12 protein-coding genes and 1 pseudogene are annotated in these 24,745 nt (G+C 40.0%); 8 read left to right on the forward strand and 5 right to left on the reverse strand.

Going from position 1 to position 24,745, the window contains the following annotated elements:
• Positions 1-13: 13 nt before the first annotated feature.
• From HCG69_RS16145 to HCG69_RS16155, 3 genes are all read right to left on the reverse strand, one after another.
• Entirely contained in the window at positions 14-1,150 is a 1,137-nt protein-coding gene (locus HCG69_RS16145) for a glycoside hydrolase family 18 protein (RefSeq protein WP_221650889.1), read from the reverse strand.
• Between the two features lie 115 nt (positions 1,151-1,265).
• Positions 1,266-3,827 (reverse strand): LamG-like jellyroll fold domain-containing protein, encoded by a 2,562-nt coding sequence (locus tag HCG69_RS16150; protein WP_221650890.1) that lies wholly within the window; start codon positions 3,825-3,827, stop codon positions 1,266-1,268.
• Between the two features lie 84 nt (positions 3,828-3,911).
• Entirely contained in the window at positions 3,912-4,973 is a 1,062-nt protein-coding gene (locus HCG69_RS16155) for a hypothetical protein (protein ID WP_221650891.1), read from the reverse strand.
• Between the two features lie 299 nt (positions 4,974-5,272).
• Here HCG69_RS16155 and HCG69_RS16160 point away from each other — a divergent pair, with 299 nt between their 5' ends.
• The 8 genes from HCG69_RS16160 to HCG69_RS16195 all read left to right on the forward strand — a co-directional run bounded on the left by HCG69_RS16160 (position 5,273) and on the right by HCG69_RS16195 (position 21,575).
• The gene (locus HCG69_RS16160; RefSeq protein ID WP_221650892.1) at positions 5,273-5,761 is read left to right on the forward strand and encodes a hypothetical protein; all 489 of its coding nucleotides are present in this window, start codon (positions 5,273-5,275) and stop codon (positions 5,759-5,761) included.
• Positions 5,762-5,784: 23 nt separating this feature from the next.
• Complete coding sequence (locus tag HCG69_RS16165) at positions 5,785-9,036, forward strand: TonB-dependent receptor (protein ID WP_221650893.1); 3,252 nt, start codon at positions 5,785-5,787, stop codon at positions 9,034-9,036.
• Positions 9,037-9,054: 18 nt separating this feature from the next.
• Positions 9,055-11,013, forward strand: coding sequence for a RagB/SusD family nutrient uptake outer membrane protein (locus HCG69_RS16170; RefSeq protein ID WP_221650894.1), 1,959 nt, complete (start codon positions 9,055-9,057; stop codon positions 11,011-11,013).
• Between the two features lie 98 nt (positions 11,014-11,111).
• A complete protein-coding gene (locus tag HCG69_RS16175) occupies positions 11,112-13,103 on the forward strand; it encodes a family 20 glycosylhydrolase (RefSeq protein ID WP_370634158.1) in 1,992 nt (663 codons plus the stop codon).
• Between the two features lie 5 nt (positions 13,104-13,108).
• Positions 13,109-15,607: a beta-galactosidase GalB gene (galB, locus tag HCG69_RS16180; protein ID WP_221650895.1), complete on the forward strand. Its 2,499-nt coding sequence runs from the start codon at positions 13,109-13,111 to the stop codon at positions 15,605-15,607.
• An 880-nt stretch (positions 15,608-16,487) separates the two neighbouring features.
• Positions 16,488-18,140 (forward strand): fumarate hydratase, encoded by a 1,653-nt coding sequence (locus HCG69_RS16185; RefSeq protein WP_221650896.1) that lies wholly within the window; start codon positions 16,488-16,490, stop codon positions 18,138-18,140.
• A 104-nt stretch (positions 18,141-18,244) separates the two neighbouring features.
• Entirely contained in the window at positions 18,245-19,405 is a 1,161-nt protein-coding gene (locus HCG69_RS16190) for an acyltransferase (protein WP_221650897.1), read from the forward strand.
• Between the two features lie 16 nt (positions 19,406-19,421).
• Positions 19,422-21,575: an alpha-N-acetylglucosaminidase gene (locus HCG69_RS16195; protein ID WP_221650898.1), complete on the forward strand. Its 2,154-nt coding sequence runs from the start codon at positions 19,422-19,424 to the stop codon at positions 21,573-21,575.
• Between the two features lie 161 nt (positions 21,576-21,736).
• On the opposite strand, the pseudogene HCG69_RS16200 reads toward HCG69_RS16195, so the two are convergent.
• Together HCG69_RS16200 and pelA are read right to left on the reverse strand one after the other, a co-directional pair.
• Positions 21,737-23,191 (reverse strand): annotated as a pseudogene (locus tag HCG69_RS16200) (family 43 glycosylhydrolase); the annotation flags it as partial.
• A gap of 329 nt (positions 23,192-23,520) precedes the next feature.
• A complete protein-coding gene (pelA, locus tag HCG69_RS16205) occupies positions 23,521-24,615 on the reverse strand; it encodes a pectate lyase (protein WP_221650900.1) in 1,095 nt (364 codons plus the stop codon).
• Positions 24,616-24,745 lie beyond the last annotated feature (130 nt).

Below are 24,745 nucleotides of genomic sequence, written 5' to 3' on the forward strand. Positions count from 1 at the left end.
TCGTGTTAAGTTATTATTGAACGGATGATTTTGGTTTGAGATAACCGGAAACGATATCAATTAAATGATGTTTACCCGTAGTAGCAGAATCATCCGGTAGTATGAAATCGTAGTGAAACTCCCACCAGAATACTCCTCTGTAACCTTGTCGGGTAATCCATTTAATCTTTTCTAAGATTGTAGACGGGTTTTCCATTGTGATGAATTCTTTTTGATCAGGAGAGAAGTAATAGGATACCTGTTCGGTCTTGTCATATTCTTCTTTCCATCCTTGATTGAGAAGAGGTAGAAAATCGTTGTAGCTGAAGTATTGACCATACTGATTTAATTTACCTTCTATCTTCTGCCCAGGCATAATGTTTTTGTATCGGAAACCATAGTTTGCGAGTCCGATACATAATTGTTTCGGGCTGAACACTTTCCAATGTTCTAATGATGTTTTGATCTCTGCTAACGGAGTATTATGAGTGGCAGTGTTTCCCCATATGCCTCCTCCCATATCATAAGTCATAATATTAATCCAGTCCACATCTTTACTGACCTTATTTGCTAACTTTTGGTCATATCGCTGGAAATAGTGAAGGGCGGTGGTTAAGTAATAGTATTTATTTTTGAGGATTGACAGTTTGTTTAGTTCAGTGCGAATTTCATGTATAAAGATCGCATGCAAGCCTAATTCCACTCCGGTTTCCCAGTCTATCTCAATTCCATCATAATTGTGTTTATCTATTAGCCGTATCATATAATTGATAAACTTTTTTCGCCTGGAAGTATTCTCAACAATCGCATTAAAACCTTCTCCTGCAAAAGAAAGTAATACTCTGGTTCCTTTTTCATGAGCGGTATTGATCATTTGAGGAACAAGAGGCATCCCATAAGGTGCCTTTTCATACTCAAATAAGTTAGCATGTTGATATATGCTATCCATTGATACATCGAAATCTATTTCATTCCATTGTGGAGCAGCCATAAGGTAAATAAACTGAAATGTATCATAATCTGAGCATTCTATTTCTTTTGTGTTATGCAATGATCCTCCTACTGAATAAGTTGTGTGGATAAAATCGGGTAATTGAGGCTGTGAAGATTGGGCATTCATTACTCTTCCTGCAATGAATGCATACATAAGTAACAGGATGATTCTTTTCATGGTAGTTGTATATTGATAGAGTTTTAAATGTATGAAAAAAGAATTAACAGTAATAACCCGAATTACTATTTCTTTGACTACTGTTAATCCTATTTAGAAAAAAGACGTTGTTATCCTACCTCTTTATGAGGTTCTGAGAATATCTTCTTCCCTTACTATTCAAAACCGAGATTATATAAATGCCGCGTTCCAATTGTTGGCAATTTTGCGTTACAGAGTTTTCCTCCGAATATGATTTTTGCGTGATGAGCTTTCCCTCGGGCGTATAAATAGACAAGTTCACAATTCGTTCATCATTAGGCAATGTACAGGTGAAGTAATCATTTACCGGATTAGGATAAACAATGTGCTGTTTGTTGCTTTGGTGCACTGCTTCTACTCCAGTTGGCATATTCTCATCTGTATAGAGGTAATCTACATTGGATGCCATTACAAAATTCACGGCGCGACACAGTGATAATTCGTCTGTTGCCGCTAAGTCATTCCCCATATCCCAATACATTAGTCCTGGCAAATCGTTGTCTATAACAAATTGAGCTCGTTCTTTTACCTGGTTGACACTACATACCAGATAATTATTTCCATCGGGAGTTGTTATACTTGTGACGTCCGGACGGGGATCATAACCGATGACACTTCTATAGCCATTTTCTACTCCACTGGTACTTCCTGTTGAAGTAGTTGCACCATAAGAGAGTACAATTTTATTCTTAGGATATTTATTTTTAATACCATTATATGCACTTTTGAATCCATCCATTGTGAAGAACTGCCTGTTGGTATATACCTGGAATGAGAATCTATTAGCAGCATCAATCGCATTTTGGTTTAAGTTATAAGCTACGGCATGAGGTGAAGATGAAACAATTTTATCCGGCATTTTCTCTTTTAATAAAGCGATGAGATTAGAATAATTGGTTACTCCCGGATTAGAGTAAGCCCATTCCATATCCGTCTCTACTCCATCTACTTTGGTGGCATCTACTATCTCTTTTATCTGATTGGCCATTTTTTCACGTTTAGCAGCGTCTCCTAACGTGTTTTGCCAATTATCATGTCCTGAGATACCCAGTCTCATGGTATAGCCGGTTCTTCCTTCGAAAGCGGAACGCATAATTTTTATGAATTCGTCCGTTGAGAAGGAGTCATATCCTAACCATTCCGGATCATCATATTGATAGTAGGTCGTGGCACAGGCTGCATATACTTCATCAATATAGCCTCCGATGGAAGGCATTGCCATTCCTTCTTCCATCTCTTTTTTCATATAATCAGAGCTGCATTCCCGATGCCATACGGTGGTCTGATCTAGTTTGGCATTTAAATTTTCTCCGATAATTAGGGGAACATCGCTGTAAATTGATAGATCAGAATCGAGAATTATTGATGGCCCTTCGTCAGGAAAACGAGATTTTCCATTAAAACCTACCCTGAATAATTGCTTTTCTCTTCCCGGAACAGCACTGGTAGCACTTGCAGTTGAGGTACTTATACCGATATGTATCCATTCGCCGGTTTTGAGATAGGGTTTACTTGTTGTTCCTAAATCTTTCCAAATATAATCTGTTCCGTTCAACCTGACAATTAACTCATGCTTCTCCTCATTTCCCAAGCGTACAGAAAAACCTTCCGTTGCAGAACGTTCTTTACGGAATAAATAAGCACCTTGGGTCCATTTTTCAAGATAAATCCATGTTAAGAGGGAATATTGATTTTTCTTTTTGTACCATCCGTCTTCTGGGTGTAAGGCCCTTAGACCAGCATTTATTTGTGCACCTTCTCCTTGTAGAGACAATACACCAGAGTGTTCCTTGAAATCTTTCAGATATGTTCCATTGATAATTGTTGCATGGTTGTTAGGGGTAGATAAATAGGCTTCTCCTTTGTTGTTTGTTTCAATACCTAAGATGATAATATCATTAGCCATCAGGTAATTTTCTTTTTGGATATTACGATCAAAAAAACGTGTAATATTGGTGTATGCGGTTAATATTTTGTATTCAAAATATGGATTGTCTGTCACCTTTTCCCGGGTAACTCCTGCATTTAGTTTACCATGATGGACATTGGTATAATCATATAGTTTTTGTATACAGTTTTTTTGATCTCCTTTATAATATGCTACCAGATTTTGATAATTAGGATGGAAAGAATTCACTGTGTTTTGCCATAAGAGATAGTTGGTATCAATATTGGTATTCCAGAAACGTATTTCATCGATGCGTCCTGTATAATTGTGCCCAATTTCTACATCTGCTTCACTGGCGGGAATGTTCATAGCCGTTGCATTGGAAATTACTTTCATATTATTGATCCATACATTGATCCCTTCCTGTGATTGCATAATTGTAATCTGAGTCCAGACATTAGTTTTAAGTGCTTCTGATGTGATTGGCAATTCTTGATTTCCTGCCTTGTAGATAAGGGTTCCTTCATTTCCCAATTTCAATCCCATAAACTCTGTTTCAGTACCTCGTTTCCAGATGCAGGCTCCTTGTGTCCATACTGAAGGAGATATCCAACACTGAAGGGTGTATGTATCTTTATTATTTAATGAAGTGATAGAACCGCAATTGATACTTCCTGAATCCGTAAATTTGAACGCATAATTCTCTATTTGTGCAAAAGAGGATACGGCGCTTAATAATAGAAAGAAAAACAAGATGTGTCGTTTCATAAGCATTTTTTTTATATAGTTTATTATGAAAAAAGTTCGCCAATCCGGAATTTAGAATTGACGAACTTCTTTTAATTCTAGTTTTTACTTAGATACTTTAAATCTTTCATTACCTACTTGCACGATAAAGATACCGTTATCTTTTAATAAGATATTTTCGGTAGATTGCGTAGCAGTAAATGAAGTAATCATTGCTCCTAAAGTATTATATACTGTAATCTTTTCACCAGACAGATTACCAATGTATAGGTTATTACCAGTTACAGAATAATTGTATGAAGAAACTGTTTGATTTTGAATAGCAGTTGGTGCTGGATTCATCGTTAATGTTTTGTGTGCTACTGTGACGGGCTCTCCGGTGGGGTTGATTGTTATTTTGATTTCTTTAATTAATAAAGCACTCGTAGTTACAAATTTATCGAATGAGAATTTGATGAGGAGGGGCACTTGTTCATCATCACCATTGAAAGTGAAATCCCCTTCTTGTGTACACCATGTATCAGCATCTTCCGTTTCATAGGTATAAGCAAGTAATTCGTCACCATAGTTATTAAATGGTTTGGTATTGATACTATAATCATTCATTCGTATTGCAAATGCTTTAGAATCATCTGAATAATCGTCTGCCGGGAGACAAATTCTCCATGTTATGGATAAACGTGCTTTATATTCTTTATTTTGATAATTAGCACCACTCATTTTATATCCTAAAAAGAGTGCCATGGCTGGCCATTCTATATCACCAACAAGTTGGCTTGCATTCGGTTTAATACCGTATTTAAATACTTCGTCCGTACATGCATGCCCTTTAAAACACAGTACTTTACCTACTTCTCCTCCTAAGTCTATAATGTTACTCATAGTACGCATATAAGGAGTATTTCCTTGATCTATACCGTTTTTGACATTAAACTTTCCCCATCCCATCAGGTAGGTATAACCACCTGCATCACTTTTATAAACAGGATTTTTAGCTGTTGCATTAGTAGTATACTCTGCTTCTGCCACTCCATCATATACAAAAGGTCCTACTTCCTGATTAGCAAATACAAATTTAGCAGGAGTTACGTCTACATTTTCTTGAGCAAATGTAGCGTTAGTGATAGCTAATGAAATTAGCATTGAAAATAATGTAATCTTCTTCATAATAAAAAAATAATATGGTTAATAAATCGGTTTATAAAAAAGACAGTTTATCATTGTCTTTTCTGGATGCAAATATCCGAATCGTTTCGTGGGGTGAACTCCGTTATTGTCTCAAAGAAGTCAGAAATTTGCTAAATCTGATAAAACATGTGGTTAGGTATTGTTATTATATTGTTTGTTTTTAGCTTTTAGAGCATTATATATGATTTATGATATATTTTAGACGTTGTCTGATGTCGAAAGAAGAGTGTCTGCATACTTTTGTTCCCAAATTTGAAGTGAACTTAATTTTAATTATTATGAAGAACAAATTTATTATTCCACTATTTTTTGCAATGCTATTTCTTTTTTTCTGGGCTTGCGATGATGACTCTAATTCTAAAAAAGAAATTACCATGGAGATTGAAGTCAAAGATGCGTCAGGTGTCGTTCTCAAAGCTTATCCTCTTGACAGAACTAATTTGGATGTCGATACCCTACTTCGTTCTAAAAAGATTCTTCAAAAAACAGGAGATTCAATTGTGTTGGATAAAGAGGCTTTTGATTTTATATTCCATATTACATCCAATGCAAGCTGGAAGCTCTCAAAGCAAAAAGCATGGGCAGCAACAGGTTCAATAACCTGGCTCGCAAATCCGCAACCTACTTTTGGGGGAGGTAATTCTACTACAACTTCAAGCGTAAAAGTAAATACGAGTGTTAAGGATCGTCGCGCTTATATCTATTTTACAACAGGTGACTCTTCCTGTGTGAAGAAGTATGTCATTTTTCAGAAGGGAAATTATTAAACATCATCTAATATTATGTCAAAATGAAAAGTCTATTTATTAAATTATTTTTGTGTTGCTTAATGTTTTGTGCAACAACAGTTTTTGCACAAGAATTAAAAATCACAGGGATAGTAGTCGACAGTGAGAATATGGGGCTTCCGGGTGTAAATGTTACTCTAAAGGATGGTACAACAGGTACAATAACTGATATAGATGGTAATTTTACGATTAAAGTACCAAGTAGAAAATCCAATCTTATTTTTTCTTTTATCGGATATGCCCAACAAGAAGTATCAGTAGGAGATAAAAACAGTTTGCGTATTAAATTGGTTGAAGACTCAAAGATGATTGATGAAGTGGTTATAGTTGGATTCGGTACGCAGAAGAAAGAGAATCTGACAGGTGCAGTGAAAAGTGTTGATGTAAAAGTACTGGATGCACGCCCGATAACCAATGTCGTCTCTGGCTTGCAAGGAGCTGTAGCAGGTTTGAGTATTACGAATGATAATGGAGGAGCCCCCGGACAAAAAATGAATATAAATATTCGTGGTACGGGTACAGTAGGGACATCGTCCAAAGGAGACCCTTTGGTGTTGATTGATGGTATTGAAGGTGATTTGTCTCTGGTAAATCCGAATGATATTGAGAATATTTCAGTGTTGAAAGATGCAGCCGCTGCTTCTATTTATGGTTCACGTGCTCCGTTCGGTGTACTTTTGGTTACTACAAAGAAAGGTAAGAAAGGGCTTGCTGTCACTTATAGCGGAAATATCCGTATGCAAAATCCGTTGAATACTCCTCATATGGTCGATTCATATACACACGCATTGGTTTCTAACGATGCTAATCAGAATGCTGGTGGCGGTGCTCTTTTTGGACAGGGTATGCTGGACAAGATTTTAGCTTATCAGCAAGGACAAAAGATGTATGATAAAGATGGTAATGATAAACATATAGAATGGGGTACAGGACCTCGTGGTGAAACGATTATGGATGATTGGGAATGGGAAAGTGGAACATGGGCCAATACAAATTGGTATGATGTTTACCTGAAAAAAATATCTTACTCTCAGGAACATAATGTGAATTTAAGTGGTGGCAATGATAAGTTGACATACTATGTTTCGGGACGATATTACCAACAAAACGGTTTATATAACTATATGAAAGATGAGTATAATACACTTTCTGTGAATGGTAACTTTAACTTCACAATCAATGATAAAATTTCATTTGCATGGAATACACGTTTGACGTCTGAAACTACTGACAAACCTTCTGCTATGAATGATTTGTTTTTTAGAAATCTAAGTAAACTGTTTCCTACAACTCCGCTAACTATGCCAAACGGTGATTATAATGCATATTCTTTTGTTCCGGCGTTGCGTGATGGAGGGCAGCAGGTTTCTAATAATCAATTATTCTACAACCAGTTTAAGTTAACTATTGAACCGGTAAAGGACTGGAAAATATACGTTGACTTTTCTAACCGTATTGAAACGCCTACTTATACTCGTCAGATTAAACAATTACAAGAAGTATTACCTAACGGAGAGGAAAGATATATACCTGTTTTCAAGGGACTTAGTAGTGGAGACTATAAGGTCAAAGATGGTGGTTTTGATATACAACCGGCTGCTGGAGACCGTTGGTATGAGGAGCAGAATACGCATATAACTTATTATAATGCAAATGCCAGAACGGATTATGAGAAAAAGTTTGGTAAACATTATTTTAAAGTGTTGCTGGGTACACAACTTGAATACTATAAAACTAACAAAGTAGCCGTGGGAAGCACGGGAGTTATTCTTGATGATACTCCATTTCTTCCGTCAACTTCTGGTGAAAGTAATCTTATTGGTTACAATAGTAAAGGCGATTGGGCTACTCTCGGTATATTTGCTCGTATTAATTACTCATGGAATGACCGCTATCTATTGGAAGCAAACTTCCGTACGGATGCTGCTTCCCGTTTTCCTTCGAATCAACGTTGGGGATACTTTCCCTCTTTTTCGGCCGGATGGAATATTGCTCAGGAGAACTTTTTTGAAAACTTGAGAGATAAAGGATTTGATATGTTGAAACTTAGAGCATCGTATGGCTCTTTGGGTAATCAGAATACAAAAAATATATATCCATATTTTGAACATGTAGAAACTGGGACTCCCTCATATACTTTTGATGGTTCTCAAATAGGGAGTATTCTTGCACCGAAGCCATTTTCTACCAGTATAACATGGGAAACAGTTAAAACGATAGACTTAGGTCTTGATATCGCGTTATTGTCAAATCGTTTGAGTGCATCTTTTGACTGGTACCAACGTACTACGGAGGAGATGGTTGGTCCTGCCAAAGCGTTGCCTAATGTTTTTGGAGCAGAGGTGCCTGATACAAACAATGCTGAATTTCGTACTACAGGATGGGAGCTTGAAATAGCTTGGCGTGATCGTATTAATTCCGATTGGAGTTATGAGATTAGCGCTTCGGTGAGTGACTATACTGAAAAGATACTGAAGTATGATTCTGCCGATAAACCATTGAAAGAAGGTAAGTTTTTTACAGGTAAACATTTTGGTGATATTTATGGATATCGGGTGCACGGTATTGCTAAGAATGATGATGAAATGAATGAATGGATTGCAGCCGGACACGACCAAAGCGCTTTTTCTAAAGTATGGGGAGGTGGTGACTTTATGTATGAGGACTTGAATAATGATGGCAAAATTGACAATGGTTCTAATACTTGGGATAATCGTGGCGACTTAGATGTGATTGGTAATTCTACTCCCAGATATCAATATGGATTTCGTGGTTCATTGGTGTGGAAATTTATCGACTTCAGTATGTTCTGGCAGGGTATCGGTAAAAGAGATTTGTATTTTACAGCTAGTAACTTTGATGGTATAGGAGATGCCTATGACCGTCCAATAGCCAAAGAACATATGGATTATTTCAGGTATGCAGATAACTATTTTGGTGAGAATCTGGATGCTTATTACGCTCGTCCCCGGACGGATGCTGCAAACAATCAGGTGAATGATTATTATCTTCAAAATGGGGCATACTTGCGTTTGAAGAATGTTACTATTGGTTATACTTTACCTCAAAATCTGAGGGTGAGCAAAATTATTAAGAAACTTCGTGTTTATGTATCTGGTGAAAATCTTCTGACATTCTCTCCTTTGCGTATTTATGATCCGGAAGCTATCGGATTGTCATCGGCAACTTGGGGGCCGGGTATGACTTATCCAATGTTCCGTACATATTCAATTGGTTTATCTGCAACATTCTAAATAATGAGGATTATAGAAATGAAAAAAAATATAATAATAGTATTGGTTACAATGGGGTTGCTTTCTTCCTGCGATGACTTTTTGCAACGTACCCCGCTGGATTTTGGTTCTTCGGTTACTTATTTCAATACTTCCACTGATTTGCGGGATGCTGCAAATAACTTTTATGAGCTTTTTCCGGGAAATAATGAACCCCAGAAAGATGGATTATTTACTGTAGACAACAATAGCGACAATCAGTGTGGAGGATGGTCGGATTCTAATTTTTATCCAGGCAGTAGAGTTACACCTGATTTGGAAAATAGTGAATGGAAATTTGGGGATCTCCGTGAAATTAATTACTTTATTGCTTTGATAGAGGAACGAATGAAAGCTGGTGTAATAAGTGGGCCAGAAGCCGATATTAATCATTATCTGGGTGAATTCTATTTCTTTAGGGCTTATGAGCATTTCAGATTACTGAAATCCTTTGGCGATGCTCCGATTATAAATAAAGTTCCAAGTGATAATGAAGAAGAATTGAAGTTGGTTAGTATACGGCAACCTCGTAATGAAGTAGCACGTTTTGCTATCGATGATTTAATTACTGCATGTGGATTATTACAACCAGCTGCTCCTCAGATGAATCGTTTGAATAGAGCTTGCGCCCAATTGATGTTGGCACGTGTGGCATTGTTTGAGGCTACGTGGGAGAAGTACCATGCGAATACAGTGTTTGTCCCTGGTAATCCTAAATGGTTTGGCGCGAAAGCACATCCTGATTTTGCTTTTAAGAGTGGCAGTGCTGAAAAAGAAATTGAGTATTTTTTTGATTTAGCTATTGAATATGCGCAAAAAGCTTCAGAGGGTAGAACGCTCTCCGATAATTATGAGGCTTTATTCAATTCTACCGGCACGGAGAAGCTTTCAGAAATGATATTGGTGAAAAAATATGCTGTTGGGGCGGTAGCTCACAGTGTACCAAAACTATTGGCTGCCGGTTCTAATAATTGTGGATATACACAAGCATTAGTGAACTCTTTCTTAATGAAAGATGGATTACCAATTTATGCTTCAGATGAATATGTGGAAGAACGTAGAGATACTTCTATTGTAACGGAGATGATAGATCGTGATGAGCGTTTGGTAGTATCCGTTAATAAACCTGGTGATTTGAATGTGGAAGCTTACGATAATGTTGCTGCATCTTATCTGGGGATACCACGTATCCTTAACACTACTGAAACAGGTTCTCCCACGGGGTATGAAATTCGTAAGTATCATGTTACGAATCCAGAGCAGGCCAATGAATTTTCCAAAGGAATTACGGATACTCCAATATTTCGTTTGGCAGAAGCTTATCTGATTTATATGGAAGCTTATTACGAAAGACATAATGCATTAGATTCTTATTGTAAAACTTTTTGGGAAGCTTTGCGAACTCGGGCAAAGGTAAATGTTAATTATCAATATACAATCGATCATACCGACTTGGATAAAGAGAATGATTTGGCTGTGTGGTCTAAAGGGATATTGATAGATAAGACCTTGTATAACATCCGTCGTGAACGTAGATGTGAATTTATTGCCGAAGGATTCCGTTTGGATGATTTACGCCGTTGGAGAGCTTTGGATATGATGAATGCGAAAGGAAATAAAAATCCAATGGATGATAATGAAGGGTATGTGATGAGGGGTTTCAATCTTTGGGATCAGTTTTATACTCGTTATGTCCTGTCTGAGTTAAACAAAGCAGGTGTTGTTAGTCCGGAAAGTGATGGTGCACGTATTTGTCCTCACCGAAGATATATTTCGGATAAAGCTTATGGCGGTTATAACTTCCCGAAAGCACATTATTTGGATCCCGTACCTGTAAGTGAAATTATTATGACATCTCAAAACTCAGATGCTTCTACATCTACTATTTATCAGAGTCCTGGATGGCCTTATAAGAGTGCTGGCGTGGCTGCAGGTAATGATGAATATGACTATGATTAATAGATTTCTTTTGTGGAAGTAAATATTTTAATGGAGTCTCTTCGGCACAGAATGTAATGCCCCTGAGGCTCTGTTTATTAATGAATTACAGTTTTGAGATGAAGATTAAAAGAAAGAGAACCATGCTTGATACATTGAGAAATATTCTGTTAATTATGTTTTGCTTGTTATGCGATTTCTGCATAGCAAAAGTTACAGATAAGCCATTTGTTATTCCTGAACTAAAGGAATGGACGGTAAAGAAAGGCTATTTTACATTCGATGAAGGTTCGAGAATTGTGTATAATCAGAAGCAGCCGGATTTAGTACGTATTGCACAGCAATTATCTGATGATTATTATAAAATGTTTAATCGAAAGTTACAGATTGTCTCCGGAGCATCCCGGGTTGGTGATATTGAAATCGTATTACATCCTGATAAACATTTAGGTAAAGAGGGATATTCGATTGTTTTATCAGATCGTGTAGTGATATCTGCACCTGAGGCTATCGGTATCTATTGGGGAACCCGTACACTATTACAACTCGCAGAACAGAATGATAATCAGCGAATCCCAAGAGGAGTTATCCGCGACTATCCCGACTCATCTATCCGTGGCTTTATGCTCGATTGCGGACGTAAGTTTATTCCGATGTCTTATCTGAATGATCTGGTGAAAGTGATGTCCTATTATAAAATGAATACGCTACAAATTCATTTGAATGATAATGGATTTAAGCAATATTTTGATCATAACTGGGGTAAGACATATGCTGCTTTCCGACTGGAGTCCGATACCTATCCGGGTTTGACTGCTTTTGATGGCTTTTATACAAAGGCTGAGTTTCGGGAGTTTCAGAAGTGGGCTGTGAATTATGGAATTGAAATAATTCCGGAGATCGATGTACCTGCACATTCATTATGTTTCTCTCAATATATGCCCGAAATAGGTAGTGAGAAATATGGGATGGATCATCTGGATCTTTTTTCGTCTAAAACCTATGATTTTTTAGACGGACTTTTCAAAGAATATCTGGAAGGAGATGATCCGGTGTTTTGTGGAAAACGTGTCCACATCGGTACGGATGAATATTCTAATGAAGACCGGAAAGTGGTGGAAAAATTCCGGTATTTTACCGATCATTACATTCGTCTGGTAGAAAGTTATGGTAAACAAGCCTGTCTATGGGGAGCATTGACACATGCCAAAGGAGAAACCCCGGTTAAGTCGGAAAACGTTATCATGAGTAACTGGTCCATTGGTTTTGCCAACCCCAAAGACATGATTGCAGAGGGATATCAGCTGATTAGTATTCCGGACAGATTGTTATATATTGTTCCGGGTGCTCCTTATTACCATGACTATTTGAATTTGAAGCAGTTGTATGAAGAATGGACCCCCAGACAGATTGGAGGAGAAACTTTGGCTGAGGACAATCCGGCTATTCTTGGGGGAATGTTTGCTTTATGGAATGACCATGTTGGGAATGGGATTTCTATTAAAGATATTAATCATCGGATATTTCCTGCCATGCAAACGCTATCAGTAAAAACGTGGACAAGGGATCAGGCATCTTTATCTTTTGCCGATTTCAATAAAAAACGCAAAATACTGAGTGAAGCACCCGGAGTGAATCAACTGGCACGGGTGGGAGATGGGATGTCATTGGTATATGAAACAGAAGAGATAACTCCTGGTTCTGCGATCGGGCTGACTGAGATTGGTTATAATTATACAGTTTCTTTTGACCTTCAATCAATGAATGAAACAGAAGGAACAGAACTGTTCCGCTCACCTAATGCTGTTTTTTATTTGTCCGATCCGATCTGTGGATTATTAGGGTTTGCACGCGATGGCTATTTGAATACGTTCAGATATAAAGTTCGTGACGGAGAGAATGATCATATACAGATCAGTGGAGACAGTTGTTCTACTACGTTGAAAGTGAATGGCAAAGTAATAGATCATATGAATATTCAAATGAATTATTATAACCAGGGAAAAGATTCATTAGAGTATTACCGGACGCTTGTGTTTCCACTGGAAAAGGCTGGGAAGTTCAGGAGCCATATTAGTAATTTTAAAGTTTATAACTATTGTAAAGAGTAACTCTTATGATGAAAAGAATAAATCTACTACTTATTTTAATTGTGCAGCTTTGGTATGCAGAAGCACAGGTTCGCACAGAACATTATTTAGAGAAGGGCTGGAAGTTTACCCGTGAAGACAATGCTGGTTTTAGTGCTGCCAATTGTGATGATACTTCGTGGCAAACGGTTACAATCCCCCATGATTGGGCTATCTATGGTCCTTTCGATAGGAATAATGACCTGCAGAAGGTCGCGATTGTGCAGGATGGACAGGAAACTGAGATGGCACATGCCGGACGGACAGGAGGATTACCGTTTGTAGGTACAGGATGGTATCGCCTGAAATTTGAAGTTCCTGAATTTACGAAAGATAAAAAAGCTACTTTGATTTTTGACGGTGCCATGAGCCATGCTCAGGTCTATGTTAACGGTAATAAGGTCGGATACTGGCCCTATGGTTATAACTCTTTTTATTTAGATGTAACTCCTTATTTAAAAGAAAAGGTCGTTAATACATTAGCAGTCCGTTTGGAAAATAAGCCGGAATCTTCCCGGTGGTATCCGGGAGCAGGCTTGTATCGTAATGTGCATTTACGGATAAATAATCCGGTGCACATTCCGGTATGGGGGACACAATTGGCTACTCCGGTAGTAAATAAAGATTTTGCCAAAGTGAATTTGAAAACGAGATTGGATGCAGGCATGCCAAACTCAGTAGGATATCGTATTATTACAGAAATCAAGGATAAGGATGGCAGGATAATAGATCATGGAGAAAAGTTATTAGAATATGGTGATGAGAATGTTTTCGAACAGAATTTCATAGTGAAATCACCTTTACTATGGTCGCCTGATACTCCTGATTTATATAAAGCATATTCCAGGATATATTCCGGGCAAACATTGTTAGATGAACATGTAACTACTTTTGGTATTCGTTCACTCGAGTTTATCCCCGATAAAGGATTCTTTCTGAATGGTGAGAAGACTTATTTTAAAGGAGTTTGCATACATCATGATTCAGGGCCATTGGGTGGTGCTGTAAACGATGCAGCTATTCGTCGGCAGATTCGTATTATGAAAGAAATGGGTTGTAATGCCATTCGTACTTCTCATAATATGCCTGCGCCCGAATTGATAAAAGCTTGTGATGAAATGGGGATGATGGTGATGGCTGAAACCTTCGATGAGTGGATGGAGGCTAAATGTGTGAACGGTTATCATCAGAATTTTAAAGAATGGTCGGAAAAAGACATGATTAACTTGTTACACCAGTTTCGGAACAATCCGAGTATTGTTATGTGGTGCATCGGAAATGAAGTTACCGAGCAGTGGAGCAATGCGGAGTTAGGAGCAAAAATAACCCGTTATTTACAGAATATATGCCATCGGGAAGACCCTACACGTCCGGTAACTATGGGAATGGATGCACCGGATGTGGTTATAAAAAACAATATGGCTGCTGTTTTGGATATTCCCGGTTTTAATTATCGTCCGCACAGATATCAGATAAATTATGCAAAGCTACCGCAACAAATAATACTTGGTAGTGAAACGGCTTCTACGGTTAGTTCCCGGGGAGTTTATAAATTCCCGGTAGTACGTCAGGATATGAAGAAGTATGATGATCATCAAGCCTCTTCTTACGATGTAGAATTCTGTGCCTGGTCCAATCTGCCCGAAGATGATTTCATTCAGCACGAAGATTTACCTTATTGTATTGGTGAATTTGTATGGACTGGTTTTGATTATTTAGGTGAACCTACTCCTTACTATACCGATTGGCCCAGCCACTCTTCTTTGTTTGGTATAGTAGATCTTGCCGGTTTACCTAAAGATCGTTATTATTTATATCGCAGCCATTGGAATGGGGAGAAAGAAACATTACATATTCTTCCGCATTGGAATTGGAAAGGGCGTGAAGGAGAAGTAACTCCGGTTTTTGTTTATACCAATTATCCTTCGGCCGAACTGTTTATTAATGGTAAAAGTCAGGGTAAGCGTACCAAAGACATGAGTGTCACCTTATTCAATAGCGAAGACTCTGTTTCTATGCGTGAATTCAAACGTCAGAAACGTTATCGGTTAATGTGGATGGATACCCGTTACGAGCCGGGTACGATAAAGGTTGTGGCTTATGATAAGGATGGGAAGGCAGTCGCTGAGAAAGAGATACATACTGCTGGCGTGCCCCACCATATTGAGTTGATTCCCGACAGGAAAGAAATTCAGGCTGACGGAAAAGATTTGTCTTTTGTAACTGTGCGGATTGTTGATAAAGAGGGTAGCCTTTGTCCTGGTGCGGGGCATCTGTTAAACTTTAAAGTAAAAGGTGCAGGTACTTATCGTGCAGGAGCCAATGGAGATCCCGCTTGTCTGGATTTGTTTCACTTGCCTCAGATGCATGCTTTCAATGGCATGATGACAGCAATAGTGCAATCTTCGGATAATGCAGGGAAAATTGTATTGGAAGTTACCGGTAAAGGATTGAAGAAAGCTACTCTTGTGATTGAAAGCCGATAGAAAATCTTGTTGATTAATTTGGGGCCAATTAGTAAATATACGTTTATTCTTATTAAATTAGCGCGATTTATGAAAGTTAGCAAAGATTGATTATGGAACGAATATGGGCTATATACTGGATGATTCAAGCTTTATTACTCTTGCTGTGTAGAGGCATGGGGATGATGGAGGTTGTTGTGTCGGCAGCCATTGCATTGGCATTGTGCGTCTTGCGGCTGTTTTGGGAGAACAAAGTTTATAATATACTATTCTTAATTCTTTTCTTTGTATATTCCATAGCATATGTATGCTTGTTTACGCTCTTATATATATTTTTTCATCCAGCAAAAGAGCAGTATATCGAATTTTCTATTGTAATTTTGATAGGATTAGTCAATTTTTCTATAGTCTTGTGGAAAGTAATAAGAGCCATTCGCCTAAAATAAACTTTTGGAAACTTGACTTTTACATTTTATATCGTATCTTTGTCACTGTAACTATAAAGTAGATTCAGTTAAACTACACATATTAAGGAGGAAGTCTAAGCTTTCTCCTTATTTTTATGTATATAGCCAATAGAACGTTTGTGAGTAGGGTGTTTTCTACAATTCTTCCCGGTACTTACCGAAAATATCTCGGCATGTAACGGTTCGTTTGTTACTATGTTACGATGCATTTCCCGGTATGTTGCGATGCAAATGCTATTGTGTTGCAATGTAACAGCCATTTTCTCCCGAAATGTCCTCTTTTCAGTTAAGAATCAATAAATCTGCTCTTGACAAGATTCTCCTGGTAACCGCCTTTTTCTGTTTATCTTTTTTAGCCCTCCATTTTCTGTACTTCGGAAAACTATTATTACCTTTGCCTCACTAACTAACATTACGTAATAAAAAGTAAAGATATGGCAACACCTCCGTTTAAGTATCAACCCATGTTTGAACATGGAGAAGATAAGACTGAGTATTATCTGCTTACCAAAGACTATGTATCGGTAAGCGAGTTTGAAGGAAATCCGATTCTGAAAGTAGAGAAAGAGGGGCTCACGGCTATGGCTAATACAGCTTTCCGTGATGTATCGTTCATGTTGCGCCGTTCGCACAACGAGCAGGTGGCAAAGATTCTGAGCGATCCCGAAGCAAGTGATAACGACAAATACGTAGCACTCACTTTCCTGCGTAATGCAGAAGTTGCAGCTAAAGGTGTATTGCCTTTCTGTCAGGATACCGGTACGGCTATCGTGCATGGTGAAAAAGGACAGCAGGTATGGACTGGCTATTGTGACGAAGAAGCACTCTCACTCGGTGTTTACAAAACGTATACCGAAGAGAACCTGCGTTACTCTCAGAATGCTCCTTTGAACATGTACGATGAGGTGAATACAAAATGTAACCTGCCTGCCCAAATCGATATTGAGGCAACAGAAGGCATGGAGTACAGATTCCTTTGTGTGACCAAAGGAGGTGGATCTGCCAATAAAACTTATTTATATCAGGAAACAAAAGCGATCCTGAATCCGGGTACGCTTGTTCCTTTCCTTGTGGAGAAGATGAAGACGTTGGGCACAGCTGCCTGTCCTCCTTATCACATTGCATTCGTGATTGGTGGTACTTCGGCCGAAAAGAACCTGCTGACCGTGAAGTTGGCTTCTACACATTATTATGACGAACTGCCTACTACCGGAAATGAGTACGGTCGTGCTTTCCGTGATATCGAACTGGAAAAAGAAGTGCTGGCTGAGGCTCAGCGCATAGGACTTGGTGCACAGTTCGGCGGTAAATATCTGGCACATGATGTACGTATCATCCGTTTGCCCCGTCATGGTGCTTCCTGTCCGGTAGGCCTTGGCGTATCTTGTTCTGCTGATCGTAATATTAAATGTAAGATCAATAAAGATGGTATCTGGATTGAGAAACTGGATGAAAATCCGGGTAGCCTGATTCCTGTTGAGCTTCGCAATACAGGTGAAGGCGATGCAGTTAAGATTGATCTGAACCGTCCGATGCAGGAGATTCTGAAAGAACTGACTAAGTATCCGGTATCTACCCGCCTGTCACTTAACGGAACAATTATCGTAGGTCGTGATATCGCTCATGCTAAGCTGAAAGAACGTTTGGACCGTGGTGAGGATCTGCCTCAGTATATTAAGGATCATCCGATTTACTATGCCGGTCCTGCCAAGACTCCTCAGGGAATGGCCTGTGGCTCTATGGGCCCCACTACTGCCGGACGTATGGACTCGTATGTAGAGTTGTTCCAGAGTCACGGTGGAAGTATGATTATGCTTGCCAAGGGTAATCGTAGCCAGCAGGTGACTGATGCTTGTAAGAAGTATGGCGGTTTCTATCTGGGTTCTATCGGTGGCCCTGCAGCTATCCTTGCTCAGAACAATATCAAGAGCATTGAATGTGTGGAATATCCCGAACTGGGTATGGAAGCTATCTGGAAGATTGAAGTAGAAAACTTCCCGGCATTCATTCTGGTAGATGATAAAGGCAATGACTTTTTCAAACAGATTAAACCGCGTTGTGCAGGTGGTAGTTGCGAAGGTAAGTAATGCCGCGACTATGTATCATCTGTAACATTTGAGTAACTTTTTGGGCATCTGTATTTTAGATTAGTACAGGTGCCCTTTTTATAATTTAACACCTTATACATATCATGAAACAAGCACCGACTGAACTACTGCAACAAAAGAATCACATTGTCTGGCTGGATGTCGTAAGACTGATAGCCATGTTTACCGTGGTCTGCTGCCATTGCACGGACCCTTTCAATTTTTATCCGGGCGACGCTCCCAATATTGATGAAATCAAATTCTGGGGAGCTGCTTATGGTGCGGCGTTACGACCGTGTGTTCCTTTATTTGTTATGATTACCGGCGCTTTGCTGTTACCGGTACGTGGCGATGCCTCTGTATTTTATAAGAAGCGTATTCCGCGTGTGCTGTTCCCTTTCCTTATCTGGTCGGTTATTTACAATATTTTTCCGTGGGTGACCGGGCTGTTGGGACTTAGCCCTCAGGTTGTACTTGATTTCTTCCCTTATGCCGGAGAAGATGTAATGCGTCAGTCGCTCTCTGTGGCTGTTCAATATATATTGGAGATACCTTTCAATTTCTCTATTCTGGCTGTACACATGTGGTATATCTATCTGCTGATCGGACTTTATCTTTATATGCCCATTTTCTCAGCCTGGGTGGAGAAGGCATCCGAACGTGCCAAACTCTGGTTTCTGTTGGTATGGGGAATCACGCTATTCTTGCCTTACTACAATCAGTTTGTAGCTCAATATCTGTGGGGTACTTGTTCCTGGAATTCCTTTGGCATGCTCTATGCCTTTGCCGGATTCAATGGTTATCTGTTACTGGGACATTATCTGAGAAATCTTGATTGGTCTTTGAGTAAGACATTGGCTATCGGCATCCCGATGTTTATTGTTGGCTATGTTATTACATTCTTTGGTTTCCGCCATATCTCTGCATTGCCGGAATGTACGCCCGAAATGTACGAACTCTTCTTTACCTACTGTTCTATCAATGTGGTGATGATGACGATTCCTGTGTTTATGCTGGCAAAGAAAGCGGAGATTCGTTCGGAACGTGTACGGAAAGCTTTGGCCAATCTTACACTTTGTGGCTTTGGTATCTATATGGTTCATTACTTCCTGACCGGACCTTCCGTACTTCTTATGAGAGCACTGAACGTTCCTATAAGTATCCAGATTCCACTCGCTGCCGTGGTGGCATTCTGTATCTCATGGCTCTTTGTAGCGATGATTTATCGGTATTTTAGTAAAGGTGCGAAATACTTTGTGGGTTAATTTATAGAATAATACAATGAAACGGATTGGTGTAGTATTGCTGTTAGCTGTGATTACAGTCATCGCCTCAGCTTCTCCCATCACAGGCTTATTAGAGCGTATCGATAGAGGAGCTTCAAAGAAGTTTATTATTGAAGAGGTGAAGTCTGATACCGACTTCTTTGAATTTGACCAGAAAGGTAGCCGGGTGGTGATTCGGGGAAATAACTCTGTCAGCATAGCAACCGGGCTGAACTGGTATCTGAAGTATTATGCCGGTATTCATCTTTCATGGAACGGGATGACAGCTACACTGCCGGATGTTCTTCCTCCTGTAATGAAGAAAGAGCGCCATGAGACGAAATTACCGTGGCGTTATGATCTGAATTATTGTACATACTCCTATTCCATGGCATTCTGGGACTGGGAACGGTGGGAGAAAGAGATTGACTGGATGGCATTGCACGGTATCAATCTTCCTTTGGCGATCACCGGAACGGAAACAGTATGGTATAATGTGCTTCAGAAACTGGGATATAACAAGACGGAGATAAATGAGTTCATCTCAGGACCGGGCTTCTTTGCTTGGTGGCTGATGAATAATCTTGAAGGATGGGGTGGTCCGAATCCGGATCATTGGTATACACAGCGGGTGTCGCTTCAGAAGAAAATTCTGAAACGAATGCATGAGTATGGGATAGAGCCCGTCCTGCCGGGATATTGTGGAATGGTGCCTCACAATGCAAAAGCAAAGTTAGGTTTGAATGTTTCCGATCCCGGTGTGTGGTGTGGTTATCGTCGCCCTGCTTTCCTTCAACCTGACGATTCGCGTTTCGAAGAGATATCATCACTCTATTACAAAGAGCTGGAAAAACTATATGGCAAGGCAAACTACTATTCAATGGATCCTTTCCATGAGGGGGGTAATACGGACGGTGTTAATTTGGATGCTGTAGGTAAAGCTGTAATGAAAGCCATGAAGAAGGCGAATCCGAAAGCTGTCTGGGTGATTCAAGCGTGGCAGGCAAATCCTCGTCCTGAACTGATTAAAAATTTGGAAACCGGAGATTTATTAATACTTGATCTCACAAGTGAGTGCCGGCCGCAATGGGGTGACCCGGAATCAGAGTGGTATCGTAAAGATGGATATGGAAAGCATAATTGGGTATATTGTATGTTACTGAATTATGGTGCCAATGTCGGATTGCATGGGAAGATGGACAACGTGATCGATAACTACTACTTAGCGAAAGAAAATCCCCGGGCCTGCGCTACTCTGAAAGGAGTAGGTATGACCCCCGAAGGGATAGATAATAATCCTGTGATGTACGAACTGCTGATGGAGTTGCCTTGGCGTCCGGAGCGTTTTACGAAAGAAGACTGGTTGAAAGGATATGTTAAAGCACGTTATGGTAAAGACGAACCGGCTCTGCAACTGGCCTGGGGCAAGCTGGCAAATTCTATCTATAATGCTCCGAAGGAGCTGACCCAGCAAGGAACACACGAGTCGGTGTTCTGTGCCCGTCCGGGATTGGATGTTTATCAGGTCTCCAGTTGGTCGGAAATGAAAGATTATTATGACCCGCAAGAGGTGATAGAGGCTGCCCGTCTGATGGTTTCTGTGGCCGACCGGTATAGAGGGAATACTAACTTTGAGTACGATTTGGTAGATGTTGTTCGTCAGGCTATTGCTGAGAAAGGAAGGCTGATGCAGAAAGCGGTTACGGCTGCTTATCGTGCAGGTGATAAAGAACTTTTTGCAATGGCTTCTCAGAAATTCCTGAATCTGATACTGTTGCAGGATCAATTGTTGGGTACTCGTGCAGAGTTTCGGTTGGGAGGATGGATTAACAGCGCTCGTGCTCTGGGTGTTACTCCTGAAGAGAAAGCGTTGTACGAATGGAATGCCCGTGTACAGGTTACTACTTGGGGAAACCGGAATGCTGCCGAAAGGGGAGGCCTTCGGGATTATGCTCATAAAGAGTGGAACGGTCTGCTGAAAGATTTCTATTATGTGCGTTGGAAGCTATACTTTGATAATCTTTCCCGTAAGATGGAAGGGGAAACGATTCCGGAAACAGATTTCTACGCAGTGGAAGAAGCTTGGGTAAAAAGAACGAATCCGTATCAAGCTGAACCGGAAGGAGACTGCGTGGATACAGCGAAACAGGTTCTTGGGGATTGCTTTTAGTCCCTTTTCTACATGGATAAATAGTCGGTATTTTTAATCAGCGAAGCACTCATTGCAGGAGATGTTTCGCTGAAATATACTTTTAAGGGATGACTACATAATATCAATGTACTACCTTCATCCGTTGTAAAGTAACTCACTTCTTGCTCTTACAAAAATTTGTCACGATAGCGGAAACTGCTGAAGCCGGCTCTGCCTTCTCCGGTCGAGAGAAGTGCCACGCGTAGGGAGCAGAATCCCCCTTGATTGTTATGGTTCAGAGCAGATACATCCAAATTATCTATTAGCGAAATCCATTTTTTCCCGTTCTTGCTAACGGCGATGGTTACACGATTACCTTGATTTCGTATTTTGGCGATAAAGTGCTTGCCCAATGTATTGGGAATTTCCAGTTTCTTTTCCGCATTGAGATAGAGGGTGAACTTTATTCCGTCGGAAGCGACTCCGGCATAAGCCTTTTCGTTGTAGAATAAAATTAATCCGGCTGTATTCGCTTTGCCTACTTTGATCTCCACTTGCGCTTCATACTGTTTATTTCCTACGTTCACCAACAAGGTACGTCCATTGGCAGGCGTCTCTCCATTGGCATTCAGCCACAGTGTACCCCGTTCAATCGAAACTGCCTGCGGGGCATACTCTTTCCAGAAAGTCCATTGTAGACCTAATTCTGGGTTTTTAAAGTTGTCCGAAAGTTCCATGCCGTGCTTTATCTGCTGCCGTGTCACTATCGGTGTAACGGTCTGTTTGGTACGAAACCATCCGTCTGCTGTCCATTCGATAGGTTCCATCAGGGTAGACCGCCCTAGTGTGTGATAGTCTTTGGCATAAGCATGATAGAATATCCACCAATTGCCATTAACGTCATCCACCAGCGTACCGTGTCCCTTAGACCACCAATCGTCTGCCGCGCTATATGTATGCACGATGGGGTTGTATGGGGAGTTTTCCCAGGGACCGGTAATGTTCTTTGACCGGGCAGAAACAACCATGTGGCTCGTTGCAGGGCCGGCAGTTCCTCCTTGTGCTGAAGTAAGGTAGTAGTAACCATTGTGAAAGTTCAACTTCGGAGTTTCCAGACACATACACTCCGTTTCCCATGAGTCAGGATATTTCCAACCGTCATACACTTTCCTTTTCTCACCAATGGTGACCAACCCATCGTCTGTGAGGCGGATGACTGCTCCATTGTCCACATACAGATACCGATTGCCGTTTTCATCGGCTATATGTCCCGGGTCGATTCCACTAACTTTCAAGTCGACGGGGGTACTCCAAGGACCTTTGATATCTTTTGCCCAGATCACCCAGTTTGTACCTGCCGAAGGATAGTATACATAGTAGGTATCTTTGTATTTAAGCAGATCGGTGGCCCATGCCGAACCCTCAAAGTCGGGTAGGGCACGGACTATCGGTTCCCAGTTCAGCAAGTCTTTCGAGTGCCAGATGAGTAGTCCCGGTTTATAAGTAAAGGGAGAATGTGTCATATAATAATCGTCACCATCGCGCATGATAGATGGATCGGGATAATCGCCCGGCAGAATCAGCTTTGGATACTCTTGTGCACTAAGATAGGAGTTCGACAAGAAGATTAATAAGAGGGAAAAGAGACCTGGCAATGTGTTTCTCCAAACAAGCTTTGATGAGGGGAGTTGTGTCATACGGTTTGTTTGATTTAAAGGATTTGTATTTTGAATTATTAAACGATAGGCAAAAGTAATTCATTTGCTTGCTGCTTAATGATACAATTCTGTCTATTTTGTGCTCATTTGTCTCATACAAAGAAATAAATAACCCTCCATCGTAAATCGAAGGATTGGAGATATTGCTTATTTCATACCTTGGTGGAGGAAGATAGCTCTGTTATTTAATAACCGTTCCCATTGCTTACAAGGTGTTATTGCAAACAATGGGAACGGTTATCTTGAGGCTTAACTGAAAGGCAGTATTATTTCTGCAGTTTCTCCTTCCACTCCTCGTATTTCTTTAATACTTTCAATCCACCGTTATTGTACCAACTGTATCCGTTGCGGCGTTCGTGCCCAATCTCCGAGATATCATATTTTTTGATCCCGTCACGGTCACAAAAGAAAGGACGGTTGGTATCTAACTCATAGAAACGTGCCCATAAAGGGTCACAGTCTGTACAAGGAACCATCCGGTAATCTTTTTTACCCTCTTCATTGGTAAAGTATTCTTTTTTCAATCCTTTTATTTCCGACTCTTTGAACCATTCTACTGCTGCTTCAACACATGTGACCACCTCCGGTGAAGGTTTAGAGAGCGACATAAGGAACAATACGATGTCATCAGATTCTTGTCCACTCAGTGATGGGAGTTCATAGGCACGTGCTTTGGCAGGAGCAAGTGTTTCGCGGTCGTGCTGTGCACACCATACGGTTAATTTTCCATTTTGTTCTACCTGGGTTTTCAAAATGCAATCCACTCCTTTGTCTAAAGCTACCTGGGCTTTTTGAATAATAGAATCGGGTAGGAAGGTATAAGGAGCTTTCTTTTTAGTAATGTCTCTCAGGAGTTTCATTACATTGATCATTGCATCATCATTGTACGTGATGTGAATGTAATATCCTTTGGAACGGGGGTAAAACTGTGGCCAGCCTCCGTTTTCATATTGTGCTTCAAAAAGGTACTGCAATCCGTGGAGTACAGCGTCTTTATATTTCTTGTCCTGAGTAGCTAAATAGATGCGGGCCAGGTAATTAATCTCTGTAATGGTAGCTTTATTGTCAATGGTACTCAAATTTACATTTTCTTTCATCTTGAGTGCCTCTGCGCGTTCTTTTTTGTTTAATTCGGCAGCCATGTAAATGTTTTTGGGCCATCCTCCGGTAGTTTGTTGATAGAGTAATACATTGTCGGCAATACGGGTGGCTTCCGGCGTTTTGAAGAAAGCGTCATCAAACTGCGGTGCAATTTTTACCCAGTCTTTATAAGGATGCTTTTCTTTGTAATTATTGTCCGTTTGGGCAGAAAGGCTTGTCAGGCAGAAACATGACAAAGCCATCAATACTAATTTCTTCATGGTTTGTTATTGTTTAAAACTTATTGTATGGAGGCAAAGGTAGCGGAAAGTGGAAGAAAGGGACGGTAAAAATTGTTTTATATAGGGGGAAAATTGATAATTAGTGATGAGTGAGTAGTGATAAGTGATT

The sequence above is a fragment of the Bacteroides sp. K03 genome (genome assembly GCF_019734355.1).
Classification (GTDB): Bacteria; Bacteroidota; Bacteroidia; order Bacteroidales; family Bacteroidaceae; genus Bacteroides; species Bacteroides nordii.

Bases quoted from the DNA above. Each gene is read 5' to 3' on its own strand.
- HCG69_RS16145 (WP_221650889.1), bottom strand. From the start codon at position 1,150: ATGAAAAGAATCATCCTGTTACTTATGTATGCATTCATTGCAGGAAGA.
- HCG69_RS16150 (WP_221650890.1), bottom strand. From the start codon at position 3,827: ATGAAACGACACATCTTGTTTTTCTTTCTATTATTAAGCGCCGTATCC.
- HCG69_RS16155 (WP_221650891.1), bottom strand. From the start codon at position 4,973: ATGAAGAAGATTACATTATTTTCAATGCTAATTTCATTAGCTATCACT.
- HCG69_RS16160 (WP_221650892.1), top strand. From the start codon at position 5,273: ATGAAGAACAAATTTATTATTCCACTATTTTTTGCAATGCTATTTCTT.
- HCG69_RS16165 (WP_221650893.1), top strand. From the start codon at position 5,785: ATGAAAAGTCTATTTATTAAATTATTTTTGTGTTGCTTAATGTTTTGT.
- HCG69_RS16170 (WP_221650894.1), top strand. From the start codon at position 9,055: ATGAAAAAAAATATAATAATAGTATTGGTTACAATGGGGTTGCTTTCT.
- HCG69_RS16175 (WP_370634158.1), top strand. From the start codon at position 11,112: ATGAAGATTAAAAGAAAGAGAACCATGCTTGATACATTGAGAAATATT.
- galB (WP_221650895.1), top strand. From the start codon at position 13,109: ATGATGAAAAGAATAAATCTACTACTTATTTTAATTGTGCAGCTTTGG.
- HCG69_RS16185 (WP_221650896.1), top strand. From the start codon at position 16,488: ATGGCAACACCTCCGTTTAAGTATCAACCCATGTTTGAACATGGAGAA.
- HCG69_RS16190 (WP_221650897.1), top strand. From the start codon at position 18,245: ATGAAACAAGCACCGACTGAACTACTGCAACAAAAGAATCACATTGTC.
- HCG69_RS16195 (WP_221650898.1), top strand. From the start codon at position 19,422: ATGAAACGGATTGGTGTAGTATTGCTGTTAGCTGTGATTACAGTCATC.
- pelA (WP_221650900.1), bottom strand. From the start codon at position 24,615: ATGAAGAAATTAGTATTGATGGCTTTGTCATGTTTCTGCCTGACAAGC.